Source organism: Micromonospora sp. DH14, from assembly GCF_029809455.1.
Taxonomy (GTDB): Bacteria; Actinomycetota; Actinomycetes; order Mycobacteriales; family Micromonosporaceae; genus Micromonospora; species Micromonospora parva.
The window spans coordinates 1-15385 of sequence record NZ_JARVKT010000010.1 but is presented as its reverse complement, the minus strand read 5'-3'; the positions used below and the strand labels follow the sequence as shown (position 1 = coordinate 15385).

Annotated in this window: 13 protein-coding genes; 11 read left to right on the top strand and 2 right to left on the bottom strand. The window is 70.8% G+C overall.

The genetic code is table 11. The annotated features are described in order from the left end of the window. Nucleotides 1–470 precede the first annotated feature (470 nt). The 8 genes from ruvC (at nucleotide 471) to QCZ28_RS15150 (ending at nucleotide 10019) form a co-directional block, all read left to right on the top strand. A complete protein-coding gene (gene ruvC, locus QCZ28_RS15185; protein WP_030336959.1) occupies nucleotides 471–998 on the top strand; it encodes a crossover junction endodeoxyribonuclease RuvC in 528 nt (175 codons plus the stop codon). After that, nucleotides 995–1597 carry a Holliday junction branch migration protein RuvA gene (ruvA, locus tag QCZ28_RS15180; RefSeq protein WP_030336961.1) on the top strand — a complete coding sequence of 201 codons (603 nt, stop codon included), beginning with the start codon at nucleotides 995–997 and terminating at the stop codon, nucleotides 1595–1597. The genes ruvC and ruvA overlap by 4 nt, the downstream gene beginning before the upstream one ends. Before the next feature lie 114 nt (nucleotides 1598–1711). Continuing rightward, nucleotides 1712–2779: a Holliday junction branch migration DNA helicase RuvB gene (gene ruvB, locus QCZ28_RS15175; RefSeq protein ID WP_279517266.1), complete on the top strand. Its 1068-nt coding sequence runs from the start codon at nucleotides 1712–1714 to the stop codon at nucleotides 2777–2779. Between the two features lie 140 nt (nucleotides 2780–2919). Next, entirely contained in the window at nucleotides 2920–3258 is a 339-nt protein-coding gene (gene yajC / locus QCZ28_RS15170; RefSeq protein ID WP_279517265.1) for a preprotein translocase subunit YajC, read from the top strand. 278 nt (nucleotides 3259–3536) lie between these two features. After that, nucleotides 3537–5456, top strand: coding sequence for a protein translocase subunit SecD (secD, locus tag QCZ28_RS15165; protein WP_279517264.1), 1920 nt, complete (start codon nucleotides 3537–3539; stop codon nucleotides 5454–5456). Between the two features lies 1 nt (nucleotide 5457). Then, complete coding sequence (gene secF, locus QCZ28_RS15160) at nucleotides 5458–6654, top strand: protein translocase subunit SecF (RefSeq protein ID WP_279517263.1); 1197 nt, start codon at nucleotides 5458–5460, stop codon at nucleotides 6652–6654. 78 nt (nucleotides 6655–6732) lie between these two features. Next, complete coding sequence (locus QCZ28_RS15155) at nucleotides 6733–7299, top strand: adenine phosphoribosyltransferase (protein WP_279517262.1); 567 nt, start codon at nucleotides 6733–6735, stop codon at nucleotides 7297–7299. 197 nt (nucleotides 7300–7496) lie between these two features. Then, nucleotides 7497–10019, top strand: coding sequence for a bifunctional (p)ppGpp synthetase/guanosine-3',5'-bis(diphosphate) 3'-pyrophosphohydrolase (locus tag QCZ28_RS15150; protein ID WP_030336970.1), 2523 nt, complete (start codon nucleotides 7497–7499; stop codon nucleotides 10017–10019). Between the two features lie 67 nt (nucleotides 10020–10086). On the opposite strand, the gene QCZ28_RS15145 is transcribed toward QCZ28_RS15150, so the two are convergent. Beyond that, a complete protein-coding gene (locus QCZ28_RS15145; RefSeq protein ID WP_279517261.1) occupies nucleotides 10087–10926 on the bottom strand; it encodes a peptidylprolyl isomerase in 840 nt (279 codons plus the stop codon). 59 nt (nucleotides 10927–10985) lie between these two features. After that, complete coding sequence (locus QCZ28_RS15140) at nucleotides 10986–11870, bottom strand: peptidylprolyl isomerase (RefSeq protein WP_210866853.1); 885 nt, start codon at nucleotides 11868–11870, stop codon at nucleotides 10986–10988. Nucleotides 11871–12140: 270 nt separating this feature from the next. Here QCZ28_RS15140 and QCZ28_RS15135 point away from each other — a divergent pair, with 270 nt between their 5' ends. The 3 genes from QCZ28_RS15135 (at nucleotide 12141) to QCZ28_RS15125 (ending at nucleotide 15265) form a co-directional block, all read left to right on the top strand. After that, nucleotides 12141–12851, top strand: a complete 711-nt coding sequence (locus tag QCZ28_RS15135) for an MBL fold metallo-hydrolase (protein WP_030336975.1) — start codon at nucleotides 12141–12143, stop codon at nucleotides 12849–12851. Between the two features lie 72 nt (nucleotides 12852–12923). Then, nucleotides 12924–14252, top strand: coding sequence for a histidine--tRNA ligase (gene hisS / locus QCZ28_RS15130; protein WP_279517260.1), 1329 nt, complete (start codon nucleotides 12924–12926; stop codon nucleotides 14250–14252). Nucleotides 14253–14323: 71 nt separating this feature from the next. Further along, nucleotides 14324–15265, top strand: a complete 942-nt coding sequence (locus QCZ28_RS15125) for an acyl-ACP desaturase (protein ID WP_279517259.1) — start codon at nucleotides 14324–14326, stop codon at nucleotides 15263–15265. Nucleotides 15266–15385 lie beyond the last annotated feature (120 nt).

Below are 15385 nucleotides of genomic sequence, written 5' to 3'. Positions count from 1 at the left end.
GTGGCGATCCGTGCCGTGCCGCGCCGGCAAGATCGCGCTCGAACCAGGAAGTAGTGGCACCCCGCTGTTGTGTGACCACTCGATCCTGGTTCGAGCGCGATCTTGGCGGCTGTGGGTGTTCGAACCACGCATCTGTGGGTCGGTAGGGGTCCGAGTCCACCAAGATCCGCGCAGCATCGGGGATGTTGCTGTCTCCGGCGTCTCGGAGGCAGCAACATCAGGGAAGTTGCCTAGATCTTGGCGTGGGGCGTGGGGCGTGGGGCGTGGGGCGTGGGGCGTGGGGCGTGGGGCGTGGGGCGTGGGGCGTGGGCCGTGGGGCGTGGGCCGTGGGGCGTTAGGCCGTGGGGCGTGAGGGTTGAGGCGTAGGCCGTGGGGGCCGGGGGCGCAGGGCGTGTCCCGTGGGGCTGGTGGGAAGGGCGCCGGTTAGGGTGTCGAACACACGTACTGCTGACGGTTGGGGAGGGGGCGGCGTGCGCGTGCTCGGTGTCGACCCGGGTCTGACCCGGTGCGGGGTGGGCGTGGTCGAGGGTGTGCCCGGCCGGCCCTGCACCCTGGTCGCGTACTACGTGGTCTACACCGATCCGGCCGACGACCTGGCGCTGCGCCTGTTGCACCTGGACCGGTCGCTGACCGAGTTGGTGGCGGAGCACCAACCGGAGAGCGTCGCCGTCGAGCGGGTGTTCAGCCAGCACAACGTCCGTACGGTGATGGGCACCGCGCAGGCCAGCGGCATCGCGGTGCTGGCCGGGGCGCGGGCCGGGCTGCCGGTGCAGACGTACACCCCGAGCGAGGTGAAGGCGGCCGTGACCGGGTCCGGTCAGGCTGACAAGGCGCAGATGACCGCGATGGTGACCCGGCTGTTGCGGTTGGCCGAGCCGCCGAAGCCGGCCGACGCCGCCGACGCGCTGGCCCTGGCCATCTGCCACGTGTGGCGCGGCGGGACCCGCTCCAAGCTGGCCGCTGCGGCCGACCGGGCACGACGAGGAGGAGCACGATGATCGCCAGCGTGCGCGGCACGGTGACCGCGACGGGTCCGGACCAGGCCGTGATCGAGGTCGGCGGGGTCGGGCTCGCCGTGCACTGCGCCCCGGGGACCCTCGCGGAGCTGCGGGTCGGCCAGGTCGCCCGGCTCGCCACCAGCCTGATCGTGCGGGAAGATTCGCTGACCCTGTACGGCTTCGCCGACGACGACGCCAAGTCGCTGTTCGAGCTGTTGCAGACGGCCAGTGGGGTCGGCCCGCGGCTGGCCCAGGCGGTGCTGGCGGTGCACACCCCGGACGCGGTCCGCAAGGCGATCGCCAACGCCGACACCGCCGCCCTGACCCGGGTGCCCGGCATCGGCAAGAAGGGCGCGGAACGCCTGGTGCTGGAGCTGCGCGACCGGATCGGCCCGGTGCCGATCGGCGCCGACGGGTCGGCCGGGGTGACCCGTGGCAGCTGGCCGGAGCAGGTCCGGCAGGCCCTGGTGGGGTTGGGTTGGACGGCCGGTCAGGCCGACCAGGCGGTGGCCGCGGTGGCGGAGTCGATCGAGGGTGAGACCCCGCCGGTGCCGGTGCTGCTCAAGCAGGCCATCCGGCTGCTGGGGCGGACCCGATGAGTGCGAGGAGTGAGCCGGGTTTGCGAGCCCCGCAGTCGCGATTGAAGACGACCCGATGAGCGTGAGGAGTGAGCCGGGTTTGCGAGCCCCGCAGTCGCGATTGAAGACGACCCGATGAGCGAGACCGAGGGGCTCGTCTCGGCGTACGTTCACGACGCCGACCGGGACGCGGAGGCCACGGTACGGCCGAGGAGGTTGGCCGAGTTCATCGCCCAGGACCGGGTCCGCGACCAGCTGGACCTGTTGTTGCAGGGCGCCCTGCGGCGGGGGTCGCCGCCGGACCACATTCTGCTCTCCGGCCCGCCCGGGTTGGGTAAGACGAGCCTGGCCAACATTGTCGCCGCCGAGTTGGGCGCGGGTATCCGGGTGACCAGCGGCCCGGCGATCGAGCGGTCGGGTGATCTGGCGGCGATCCTGACCAGCCTCGCCGAGGGCGACGTGCTCTTCATCGACGAGATCCACCGGATCGCGCGGCCGGCGGAGGAGTTGCTGTACAGCGCGATGGAGGACTTCCGGGTCGACGTGGTGGTGGGCAAGGGTCCGGGGGCGACGGCGATTCCGCTGGACGTCGAGCCGTTCACCCTGGTCGGCGCGACGACCCGGTCGGGCCTGTTGACCGGGCCGATGCGGGACCGGTTCGGTTTCGTCGCGCACCTCGATTTCTACTCCCCGGCGGATCTGGAGACGCTGCTGCACCGTTCGGCGCGGATTCTGGGGGTGCCGATCACCCCGGAGGGCGCGACCGAGATCGCCGGTCGGTCCCGGGGTACGCCGCGGATCGCCAACCGGTTGCTGCGCCGGGTCCGCGACTACGCCGAGGTCCGCGCGGACGGGGTGGTCGATCTGGACACCGCCCGTGCCGCCCTGATCGTGTACGACGTGGACGCGCTGGGCCTGGACCGGCTGGACCGGGCGGTGCTGACCGCGTTGGTCGACTCGTTCCGGGGTGGCCCGGTCGGGTTGTCCACCCTGGCGGTGGCGGTGGGGGAGCAGCCGGACACGGTCGAGGAGGTCTGCGAGCCGTTCCTGGTGCGAGCGGGGCTGTTGGCCCGTACGCCCAGGGGGCGGGTGGCGACCGAGGCTGCCTGGCGGCATCTGGGGCGCACACCACCGAATGGTACATTTGGTGTAGATAGTCCACCTGTGCCCGATCTGTTCTCGCTGGATGCCGAACAGCCGTGATGTGAACGTGATCTGTGCCGCATTCGGCGTTCTCAGGTGCAGGGTTTAGACTTCGCCGCGGTCTGTACAGGACGTGAGAATCCGCCTCCGCTCCGGCACCCACGGTGCCGGGCAGGCGGCCAATGGGAAGGTCAGTAACCGTGCAATTGGCAGCAGCGGGTGGCGGGGCCGGCGGTTTCACGCCGATCCTGATGATCGCCCTGCTCTTCGGCGTCATGTACTTCATGATGATCCGGCCCCAGCAGAAGCGTCGCCGTGAGGCGGAGGCGATGCAGTCCAATCTCGGCCCCGGCGACGAGGTCGTGACCATCGGCGGGCTCTACGGCACGGTCACCGGCATCGAGGACGACACCGTCCTGATCGAGGTCGCCCCGGGCGTGCAGACCCGCTACGCCCGCCCGGCCATCGCGCGGGTGGTCACCCGTGCCGAGCTGCCGAGCGAGCCGGTCACCGAGGACGCGGACACCGCCAAGGACTGACCCCTCCCCCCGGGAGCGGCGAATCCGGCGTACGGCCGGTCGACCCGGCTTCCGGGTCGTCGCGCCCCGACGGGGCAGCGGGCGAGACGTGAAAACTGGATAGTTGGGTCGACGTCGGGCGTCGACACGTTCCGGTGGCCGTCGGCGTTCCGCGCCGGGGGGCCCGGTCCCCGTGTCGGCATCTCGTCGACTCAAGGCAGACCCGTCGGGCGGGACCCCCGGCCCGACACCGCCGCCGCTGCGACAGCGGCGCGACCGTACAGGGAGACAGGACAGCCGTGGCACCACCTCAGGGACAGATGCGCCCCGGGCGGCAGCTCGCCGTGCTCGGGTTCATCTTCGTGGTCCTCTATCTTTTGGTGTTCTTCGCCGGCGCCAGCGGCAGTTGGAAGGACCGGCTCGAGCCCAAGCTCGGTCTGGACCTCATCGGCGGCACGCGGGTGACACTGGAGGCGACCAACAGCGTCGACGGCAAGCCCCCGACGGCGGAGAACCTCGAGGAGGCCCGCGAGATCATCGAGAGCCGGGTCAACGCGTTCGGCGTGGCCGAGGCCGAGGTGGTCACCGAGGGCAACCGCAACATCGTCATCTCCCTGCCCGGTGAGAACCGCAACCTCGACGACGTGGGCGAAGCCGCCGAGCTGCGCTTCCGCAAGGTGCTCAAGGCCGCCTCCGGCAGCGGTGTGGCCGAGGCGCCGCCCGCCGCCATGCCGACCCCGTCCGGCAGCGCCGCCCCGACCGGCAGCGCGACCCCGTCCGGCGCCGCGACCCCGACCCCCACGGGCAGCGCCTCGCCGAAGGTGACCTCGTCGCCCAGCGGTGGTCAGGGCGGGATGGCCCCGGCGTCGCCCAGTGCCACGCCGACTCCCTCCGCGTCCGCCTCGGCCTCGCCCAGCGCCGCCGCGCCCACCGCCAGTTCGGAGCCGGTGCCGGCCAGCATCGAGGAGCAGCGCAAGCTCGTCGAGCAGAAGGTCGGCGCCGCCGCCTGGCAGGCCGCGAACGGGCTGCAGGCCCCGGCCGACCTGACCGCCGACCCGTCGCTGGCCGAGAAGCTCAAGCCGTTCGGCACGCTGTCTCCGCAGGAAGTCGCGGTGCTGCCGGCGCAGATGCAGTTCAACGTGCCGACGATCGGCTGCGCGCAGCTTGACCAGCGCCCCCCGGCGTCGATCTCCGACCCGAAGCAGCAGGTGGTCTCCTGCGAGGACGGCGCGTCGAAGTACCTGCTCGATCAGGCCAAGGTGCTGGGCACGGACGTGTCCGACGCCGATGCGGTGCTCGACCAGACCAACGCCTGGGTGGTCAGCCTGGACTTCACCGGCGACGGTCAGGGCAAGTGGACCTCGCTGACCCGTGAGGCGTTCACCAACGAGGGTCAGGCCTGTGACGCGACCGCGCTGGGCCAGGACGGCAAGTGCCGGGTCGCCGTGGTGCTGGACAACGAGATCGTGTCCTCCCCGGAGATCCAGGGTGTGCTGACCGGCAACTCGCAGATCACCGGCCAGTTCACCCAGAAGGACGCCAGCACCCTCGCCGGCCAGCTCCGCTACGGCGCGCTGCCGGTGACCTTCGAGCAGCAGGAGGCGCAGAACGTCACCGCCACCCTGGGCGCCAGCCACCTGCGGGCTGGTCTGCTCGCGGCCGGCATCGGCATGCTGCTGGTCATCATCTACGCGTTCTTCTACTACCGGCTGCTCGGCTCGGTCATCTTCCTGAGCCTGATCCTCTCCGCGCTGCTGGTCTTCGGCGCGCTGGTGGTGCTCGGCCGGCAGATCGGCTTCACGCTCACCCTCGCCGGCATCGCCGGCATGATCGTCTCGCTCGGTGTGGCGGCGGACTCGTTCGTCATCTACTTCGAACGGTTGAAGGACGAGATCCGGGAGGGGCGCAGCCCGCGTAGCGCGGTGCCGCGCGCCTGGATCCGGGCCCGTCGCACGATCATCTCGGCCAACGCGATCACCCTGCTCTCCGCGGTGGTGCTCTACGTGGTCTCGGTCGGCACGGTCAAGGGCTTCGCGTTCGCGCTCGGCCTGGCCACCGTTCTGGACCTGGTGGTGGTGTTCCTCTTCCGTCACCCGATCATGACGATGTTCGCCCGGACCCGGGCGTTCCTGTCCCCGCGGGTCAGCGGTCTGGGCCGGGCACTCCCGGCCCGCAACCAGCCGACTCAGCCCCGCAACCCGCGCGCCAAGGAGGCCTGAGATGGCTGAAAACGGTCTGGCGAGCCGCCTCTACAACGGCGAGGCCGGTCTCAACATCGTCGGCCGGCGCAAGCTCTGGTTCGGCGCCGCCGGGGTTCTGATCCTGATCGCGATCCTCAGCTTCTCGATCCGCGGGTTCAGCCTGGGCATCGAGTTCGCCGGTGGCAACTCGTTCCAGGTGCCGGCCAGCGTCGGCACCCTGGACGACGCCGAGCGGGAGGTCAACGCGGCCCTGGCCGCCGAGAACACCGGCGTCACGGTGGCCACCACGCAGAAGGTCGGCGGCCCGGGCGGCGACTCGTACGAGCTGCGCACGCCGCAGCTCACCGCCGAGCAGGCCACCGCGGTCAAGGCCCAGATCGCCGAGGACCTCGGCATCAACGCCGACCAGATCAGCAGCAACCAGGTCAGTGAGGCGTGGGGCAGCCAGGTCACCGAGCGGGCCGTGCTCGGTCTGGTCATCTTCATCGCGCTGGTGATGGTCTACCTGATCCTGCGCTTCGAGTGGCGGATGGCCGTGGCCGCGGTTGTCTCGCTGATCACGAACCTGATCCTCACCGCCGGCATCTACTCGCTGGTCGGGTTCGAGGTCACCCCGTCGACGATCATCGGTTTCCTCACCATCCTGGGCTTCGCGCTCTACGACGTGGTGGTGGTCTTCGACAAGGTCCAGGAGAACACCCGGGGCATCACCGCCAACAACAACCAGACGTACGGCGAGGCGTCCAACCTGGCTATCAACCAGAGCCTGATGCGGTCGTTGAACACCTCCGTCGTCGCTCTGCTGCCGGTCGGCGGTCTGCTCTTCATCGGTGCCGGCCTGCTCGGCGCCGGCACGTTGAAGGACCTCGGTCTGGTGCTGTTCGTCGGTATGGCGGTGGCGTTCCTGACCTCCATCCTGGTGGCCACCCCGCTGCTGGCGCTGCTGAAGAACTACGACCCGCGGATCCAGGCGCACAACAAGCGCGTCCTGAGCCGGCGGGGCGCTGTCGCCCGCGGCGAGGTCCCCGGTAAGGGCGCCGCGCGCCCGGCCGCCCAGGCCGTCGCGTCCGACGAGCCGGTCGACCAGGACGCCGCCGCGCTGGCCGGTGCCGCCCCCAAGGTGGGGGCTCGGCCGGCGGGCAAGCGCCCGACCGGTGCCCGGGGCGGTCGCCCGGGTGGCGGCGGCAACCGGCCGGGTGGCGCCAAGCGGCGCTGACCCGACAGGAAACACCCGAACGGCGTCCGGCATGCTGTTGCCGGACGCCGTTCGTCGTCGAAGGAGAGCGAAACAGCCGTGACGGAGACCCACAGCACCGCAGCGCGCGGGGACAGTGGCCCGGAGGCCGCCCGACTGGTCGCCAGTCGGGTGCTGGACGTGCCCGACTTTCCCAAGCCGGGCGTCTTGTTCAAGGACCTGATGCCACTGTTCGCCGACGGCAAGGTCTTCCGTGAGGTGATCGACGGGATCATCTCGTACCACGGGCGGGAAGCCTTCGACGTGGTGGTCGGCATCGAGGCGCGTGGGTTCGTCGTCGCGGCGGCCATCGCGTACGCGACAGGGGTGGGCGTGGTCCCGGTACGCAAGGCCGGCAAGCTGCCCCGCCCGGCGCACTCGGTCTCCTACGCCCTGGAGTACGGCGAGGCGACGCTGGAAGTGCACGAGGACGCCTTCACCGCCGGGCACCGGGTGCTGGTGGTCGACGACGTGCTGGCCACCGGTGGCACCGCCGAGGCGACGCTGGACCTGGTCGAGCGGGCCGGTGGGACCGTCGCCGGTTTCACAGTGCTGCTGGAGCTCGGCTTCCTGGGTGGGCGTGAACGACTGGCGCCGCGTCCCGTCCACGCCCTGTTGACTGTTTGAGCCGGTCGATACCCGGCTGACCGTTTGATCCCGGACCTGTCGGATGGACCCGGTGCCGACCGTCCGGCGGAGCGGCAGGGGACCGTCCGTGCGGGTAGCATTGCCCTTTGCTGACGCCGGCGGTACCCCGTCCGGCGGGCGAGACCAGGTCGGCCGATCTTCGGCCGGCGTGTTTCCGGCGAGCGGTGAGGAGGCCGGTGTCCCACGATGTCGTCCCTCCGGCGGAGGGCACGGTGCACCCGACAGGCGACGCTGACGGCTCGGTGACTGACCGGACAGGCGACGCGCCGGCCCGGGTGACGGGCACCGGCAACGGCTCCGGCAGGGCTTCCGGCGAGAGTCCGGTGCGTCCGACCAGCGGCCCGCCGAGCGCCGAGGCGTCTCCCGGCGCCGACGGTGTGGTGGTGCCGTTCCCGAGCGACGCCGGCATCGACCCGTCGCCCAGCGGTGGCTTCGGGCTGTCCAACGCGCCCACCGGCCGGCGGGTCCGGGCCCGGCTGGCGCGGTTCAACGCGCCCTGGCAGACCTCTCAGGTCAGCGAGGTGCTGGAGCCGCTCATCGCGAGCCACCGGGACAACCACCCCAAGGCGGATGCCCGGCTGCTCCAGCGCGCCTTCGACACGGCCGCCCGGTGGCACTCCGGGCAGTACCGCAAGTCCGGCGACCCCTACATCACCCACCCTCTCGCCGTGGCGACGATCCTCGGCAACCTGGGGATGGACACCACCACCCTGGTCGCCGCGCTGCTGCACGACACCATCGAGGACACCGAGTACACCCTCGACCAGATGCGCGCCGACTTCGGCGGCGAGGTCGCCCTGCTGGTCGACGGCGTCACCAAGCTCGACAAGGTCAAGCTGGGCGACGCGGCCAAGGCCGAGACGATCCGCAAGATGGTCGTGGCGATGGCCAAGGACCCGCGGGTGCTGGTGATCAAGCTGGCCGACCGGCTGCACAACATGCGTACCCTGACCTTCCTGCCCCGCCCCAAGCAGGAGCAGAAGGCCAAGGAGACGCTGGAGATCCTCGCGCCGCTGGCGCACCGGCTCGGTATGAACACGATCAAGTGGGAGCTGGAGGATCTGTCCTTCGGCACGCTCTTCCCGAAGCGCTACGAGGAGATCAACCGGCTGATCGGGGAGCACCAGCCGCAGCGCGAGGCGCTGCTGCGGCAGGTGACGCAGAAGGTGCAGACCGACCTGAAGGCCGCCAAGATCAAGGCGGAGACGACCGGTCGGCCGAAGCACCTCTACTCGATCTACCAGAAGATGATCGTGCGGGGTCGCGACTTCAACGACATCTACGACCTGGTCGGTGTGCGCATCCTGGTCGACACGGTTCGGGACTGCTACGCGGCGCTTGGTGTGATCCACGCCAACTGGCAGCCGGTGCCGGGCCGGTTCAAGGACTACATCGCCATGCCCAAGTTCAACATGTACCAGTCGTTGCACACGACTGTCATCGGGCCCACCGGCAAGCCGGTGGAGATGCAGATCCGCACGTACGCGATGCACCGCACCGCCGAGTTCGGCATCGCCGCGCACTGGAAGTACAAGGAGCACAAGGGCACCCAGATCGTCGGCCCGCCGGCGCACATCGACGAGATGACCTGGCTGCGGCAGCTGCTGGACTGGCAGCGGGAGGCGGCCGACCCGAGCGAGTTCCTGGACGCGCTGCGCTTCGACCTGTCCAGCCAGGAGGTGTACGTCTTCACCCCCAAGGGTGACGTCATCCCGCTGCCGACCGGATCGACGCCGGTGGACTTCGCGTACGCGGTGCACACCGAGGTGGGGCACAAGTGCATCGGGGCGCGGGTCAACGGCAAGCTGGTGCCGTTGGAGTCGACGCTGTCCAACGGCGACGTGATCGAGATCTTCACGTCGAAGTCCGAGACGGCCGGCCCCACGCAGGACTGGCTGGGCTTCGTCAAGAGCCCGCGCGCCCGCACGAAGATCCGGCAGTACTTCAACAAGGAGCGGCGCGAGGAGGCGATCGAGGCCGGCAAGGACGCGATCGTCAAGGCGATGCGCAAGCAGGGCATGCCGTTGCAGCGGATGCTCACCTCCGACGCGCTGATGTCGATCGCCCGGGACCTGCACCTGGCCGACGTGGCGTCGCTCTACGCGGCGGTCGGCGACAGCCAGGTCTCCGCGCAGTCGGTGGTGCAGAAGCTGATGGCCGCGTACGGCGGCGAGGAGGGCGCTGCGGAGGACATCGCCGAGACCGCCGTCGCCACCCGGCCGCCGCGCAGCCGCCAGAGCAGCAGCGATCCGGGCGTGGTGGTCCGGGGCGTCAGCGACGTCTGGATCAAACTGGCCCGGTGCTGCACCCCCGTGCCACCGGACTCGGTGTTCGGCTTCGTCACCCGCTCCGGCGGGGTGAGCGTGCACCGCGACGACTGCGCCAACGCCGAGGACCTGCGCGCGCAGAGCGAGCGGGTCGTCGAGGTGAGTTGGAAGCTCACCTCCGCCTCGACGTTCCTGGTCGCCATCCAGGTCGAGGCGTTGGACCGGCACAAGCTGCTGGCCGACGTCACCCGGGTGCTCTCCGACGAGCGGGTCAACATCCTCTCCGCTACCGTCACCACCACCCGTGACCGGGTGGCGGTGAGCCGGTTCAGCTTCGAGATGGCCGACCCGAAGCACCTTGGCCACCTGCTGGCCACGGTCCGCAAGGTCGACGGCGTCTTCGACGCCTACCGGGTCACCTCGGGCGCCTGACGCCGTACCCCGAACACGACAGCGCCCGCCGGCTCAGCCGGCGGGCGCTGTGTCGTCTGCGCGGGTGTCAGCCCTGCGGATTGCTCATCGCGAGGTCCTTGATGATGACCTCCTTCTTCGGGTGGCCGCCGCCGGCCTGCTGGGCGAACGCCCCGTCGTCGCCGGCCTTGGCCACGTCCTTGACCAGGTCCAGGCCGCCGGTGATGGTGCCCAGCACCGTGTACGCCGGGTCCAGCGGGGAGTCGCCGTAGACGATGAAGAACTGGCTGCCGGTGCTGCCCGGCTGGCCGGAGTTGGCCATCGCGATGACGCCCTCCGGGTACGGCGGGCGCTTGTCGGTGGGCAGGTTCTCCTCGGCCATGCGGTAGCTCGGGCCGCCCTGGCCGTCGGTGTCCCGCCAGCCGTTGCCGGTGGCGCTGGGGTCACCGCACTGCAACACCTTGATGCCCTCGGTCACCAGGCGGTGGCACTTGGTGTTGTCGAAGAAGTTCTTCTCCGCGAGGTAGGTGAAGCTGCCCGCCGTGCACGGCACCAGCGACCGGTCGACCTTGGCGGTGATTGGGCCGAGGTTGGTGTCGATCGTCATGGTCTGCACGCCGGTGGCCGACTGCTCGTTGCTCGGCAACCCCACGTCCTTGATCTGCGGTGGCCGCTGCTCGGCGGGCACCGCGTTGAACGCGCACTCGGACGCGCCGGGCGCCGCGGTGGTGGTGTCGGCCTTGTCGTCGTCGTCGCCGAGGCTCACCGCCAACCAGACGGTGCCGGCGACCACGAGCACCAGCGCGGCAGCCGCGCTGACGATCGCCGTCGTCTGCCGGCGCTTGCGGGCCTTGGCCGCGCGCTCGGCCATCTCCTTCTCGAGCCGGGCGCGGGCCGCCGCGCGCTGCCGCTCTCTGGTGGACGTCACGCCTGGATCCTCCTGGCTGTCTGCTGCTGAGTGCCGCTTGGGTGGGTGGTGGCGCCCGGTCAGCCGGCGCTCGGGCTGCTGGCCGGGGTGCCGGATGCCGACGGCGCCGGTGCCGCGGCGGAGACCGGCTCACCGACCGTGAGGCTCTGGATCGTCACATCGGTGCTGGGCTTGACCTTCGCCCCGGTCCCATTGTCCACGGTCGGGAGGGCGCCGATCTTCTCCACCACGTCCAGCCCGCCGGTCACCCGGCCGATGACCGGGTACTTCGGGTCGGTGGTGGTGAAGTCCTTGAAGAAGATCAGGAACTGGCTGCCGTTGCTGCCCGGCGGGTTGGAGACCATCGCCACAGTGCCCTTCGGGTACGTCGGCGGCTGGTCGGGGGCCGGGGTGGCCGACGGTGACGCCGACGGCACGGTCGGCAGCTCCTCGTCGTAGAACGAGTAGGTCGGCCCACCGAGACCGGTGCCGGACGGGTCGCCGCAGCGCAGCGCGCCCTCGGTGGTGATCTCGTGGCACTTGGTGTTGTCGTAGAACGACCGGCTCGCCAGGTGGGCGATGCTCGCCGCCGCGCACGGGGAGTTGGTGAGGTTCAGCTCCGCGGTGATCGGCGCGCCCTGGTTGGTGGTCACGGTCATCGGCCGGGTGCCGTCGGTGGGCAGGTCCTTGGTGGCCGGCGTGCCGACGTCCTTGAGGTTGGTGTTGGCCGTCGCGTCCTGCGGCGTCCAGAGGCAGGTTTCCGCCGCGGCCGTGTTCTGCTTCGGGTCGGAGTCGAACGCCCCGAGCGCCCAGGCCGAGCCGGCCACTACCAACACGAGGATCAGAGCGGCGCCGACTCCGGCCTGGATCTGCCGTCGGCGCCGCGTAGCGGCCGCCCGGCGAGCCAACTGCCGGTCGAGCTTGGCCCGTGCCAGTTTGCGCTGCCGGTCCCTGCTGGAAGCCACCAGTGCTCCCCTTTCCTCTACCTGGTCGTCGCCGGCGGCCGGTCGCCCCGGCCCGTCCGGGCGTCACGTGTGCCGCGCCACACGCCCGCCAGAGTGTACGGCTAGTGACTGGGAATGTGGTGTACGAGGTCCGCCCCGTCCCGAGCAGCGCTTATCGGAGATCGTCACTGTGCCCTGCGGGGTGCCTGGGACGGACGCGGCAAACTGGCTGGGCGCGCCCGATAGGCTGCGGGGCAGGACGACAGCTGCTCGACGGAAAGGACAGCGCCAGTGCTCGTGGCCGGCTTTCCCGCGGACGCCTTCGGCACCAACTGCTACGTGGTTGCCACCGCGCCGGGGGAGCAGTGCGTGGTGGTCGACCCCGGCATCGGGGTGCTCGGCCGCCTCGACGCGCTGCTCGCCGAGCACCGCCTGCATCCGGCCGCCGTGCTGCTCACCCACGGCCACCTCGACCACACCTTCTCGGTAGCGCCGGTCTGCGGTGCGCGCGGCATCACCGCCTACGTGCACCCGGGCGACCGGGAGATGCTGGCCGACCCGGCCAAGGGCCTCTCGGCCGACCTGACGTCGCTCTTCGGTGGCCGGTTGAGCTACACCGAGCCGGAGGACGTGGCGGAGCTGACCGACGGCGCCACCCTCACCCTCGCCGGCCTGGAGATCGCCGTCGACCATGCCCCGGGCCATACCGGCGGGTCGGTGCTGTTCCGGCTGCCCGGCGCCGGGTCGGGCTGGGAGGCCGACGAGCTGTGCCTCTCCGGTGACGTCCTCTTCGCCGGGTCGATCGGCCGCACCGACCTGCCGGGCGGGAGCATGCCGGCCATGCTCAGCAGCCTGCGCGACAAGATCCTCCCGCTGGCCGACGACACCGTCGTGCTGCCCGGCCACGGCCCCAGCACCACCATCGGCCGCGAGCGCGCCAGTAACCCGTACCTCATCGAGGTGGCTGGCACGTCGCCGGCCGCTCCCACCCGGGGCCTCTAGATCTTCGTCCGCGCCACGCGCGGACCCACGACACCACCGCGCCACCGGTGCGGAACCGCAAGGAGTACGCCGATGAGCAAGCCCACGCCCATCTCCGGTTTCCCGGAGTGGACCCCCGGTCAGCGGATGATCGAGCAGTTCGTGCTCGACAAGATCCGGGCCACCTTCGAGCTGTACGGCTTCGCGCCGCTGGAGACCCGCGCCGTGGAGCCGCTGGACCAGCTGCTGCGCAAGGGCGAGACCTCGAAGGAGGTCTACGTGATCCGGCGGTTGCACGCCGACGCTGAGGGCCCGGCCGGTGACGACCAGCTCGGCCTGCACTTCGACCTGACCGTGCCGTTCGCCCGGTACGTGCTGGAGAACGCCGGAAAGCTGAGCTTCCCGTTCCGCCGCTACCAGATCCAGAAGGTGTGGCGCGGCGAGCGGCCGCAGGAGGGCCGCTACCGGGAGTTCGTCCAGGCCGACATCGACATCGTCGACCGGGACACCCTGGCCCCGCACCACGAGGCGGAGATGCCGCTGGTCATCGGGGACGCGCTGCGGTCGTTGCCGATCCCGCCGGTGACGATCCAGGTCAACAACCGCAAGATCAGCGAGGGTTTCTACCGGGGTGTCGGGCTGACCGACCCGGAGGCCGCGCTGCGCGCCGTCGACAAGCTCGACAAGATCGGCCCGGCGAAGGTGGCCGACCTGCTCGCCCAGACCGCCGGGGCGAGCGAGGCGCAGGCCAAGGCGTGCCTGGCGCTGGCCGAGATCTCCGCCCCGGACGCGTCGTTCGCCGACGCCGTGCGGGCGCTCGGGGTGAGCGACCCGCTGCTCGACGAGGGCATCGAGGAACTGATCCGGGTGGTGGAGACCGCCGCCGCGCACTCGCCCGGGCTCTGCGTGGCGGACCTGCGCATCGCCCGTGGCCTGGATTACTACACCGGCACCGTCTACGAAACCCAGCTGCGCGGCTACGAGCGCTTCGGCTCGATCTGCTCCGGTGGTCGGTACGACAACCTGGCCAGCGCCGGTGCTGTCTCGTACCCGGGGGTGGGGATCTCGATCGGTGTGACCCGGATGCTCGGGCTGCTCTTCGGCGCGGGGGCGCTGTCGGTCTCCCGGGAGGTGCCGACCGCCGTGCTCGTCGCGGTGACCAGGGAGGAGCAGCGGACGGCCAGCAACCGGGTGGCGGAGGCGTTGCGGCGGCGCGGGGTGCCGACCGAGGTGTCACCGAGCGCGGCGAAGTTCGGCAAGCAGATCCGCTACGCCGAGCGGCGCGGCATCCCGTACGTCTGGTTCCCCGGTGCCGAGGGAGCGCCGGACGAGGTGAAGGACATCCGCTCCGGTGAGCAGGTCACGGCCGGCGCCGAGGAGTGGATGCCACCCCTGGTGGACCTCACTCCGACGGTCGGTTGAGTGTCCCCACTGGCGCTAACGGCCACGGGGACCTACGGTAGCGTAAGTTACGCCACCGTAGGGAGTTTCTCGTGACCGTCAGCACCACATTGAGTCAGACCGCGCTGCTCGTCGAGTTGGAGCCGGTGGTCGCGCGCAACCTCGACCGCCACCTCTCGCTCGCCAAGGAGTGGTTCCCGCACGAGTACGTGCCGTGGAGCGAGGGGCGGACCTTCGACGGGCCGCTCGGCGGCGAGGCGTGGTCGCCGACCGACTCCACCATCCCGGACGTGGCCCGCACCGCGCTGATCGTGAACCTGCTGACCGAGGACAACCTGCCCTCGTACCACCACGAGATCGCCACCCTGTTCGGCCGGGACGGCGCGTGGGGCACCTGGGTGCACCGGTGGACCGCCGAGGAGGGGCGGCACGGCGTCGCGATCCGCGACTACCTGACCGTCACCCGGGCGGTCGACCCGGTGGCGTTGGAGCGGGCCCGGATGACGCACATGTCGGAGGGCTACACCAACGCCCACGGCGACGAGGTGCTGCACTCGCTGGCGTACGTCTCGTTCCAGGAGTTGGCCACCCGCATCTCGCACCGCAACACCGGCAAGGCCACCGGCGACCCGGCCTGCGAGGCGCTGCTGGCCCGGGTGGCCGCCGACGAGAACCTGCACATGGTCTTCTACCGCAACCTGCTCGCGGCCGCGTTCGAGCTGGCCCCGAGCCAGGCCATGCGGGCCGTCGCCGACGTGGTGGCCGACTTCCAGATGCCGGGCAACGGCATCGACGGCTTCGCCCGCAAGTCGGTGGCGATCGCCCTGGCCGGCATCTACGACCTGCGCCAGCACCGCGACGAGGTGCTGCAGCCGGTCCTGCGCCAGTGGGACGTCTTCAACGTGACCGGCCTCAACGCCGACGGCGAGGCCGCCCGCGAGCAGCTCGCCACCCAGTTGGCGGACCTGGACCGCGCGGCGAGCCGCTTCGAGGAGAAGCGCGACGCCCGAGCCGCCCGCCTAGCCCTCCGCTAACAGTGAGGATGTACGAGAGAGTCCTCCCGGTCCGGTCTGACCCGCCCTCTAACTGACTTCGGGTCTTGAACGGGATCTGTCGGCCGTGGCCGGGAGGACTGCTCGTGCACTCACCTGACG

Excerpts from the sequence above, each read along its gene's own strand:
- ruvB (WP_279517266.1), top strand. The coding sequence starts at position 1,712 with ATGAGCGAGACCGAGGGGCTCGTCTCGGCGTACGTTCACGACGCCGAC.
- secF (WP_279517263.1), top strand. The coding sequence starts at position 5,458 with ATGGCTGAAAACGGTCTGGCGAGCCGCCTCTACAACGGCGAGGCCGGT.
- hisS (WP_279517260.1), top strand. The coding sequence starts at position 12,924 with ATGAGCAAGCCCACGCCCATCTCCGGTTTCCCGGAGTGGACCCCCGGT.
- ruvA (WP_030336961.1), top strand. The coding sequence starts at position 995 with ATGATCGCCAGCGTGCGCGGCACGGTGACCGCGACGGGTCCGGACCAG.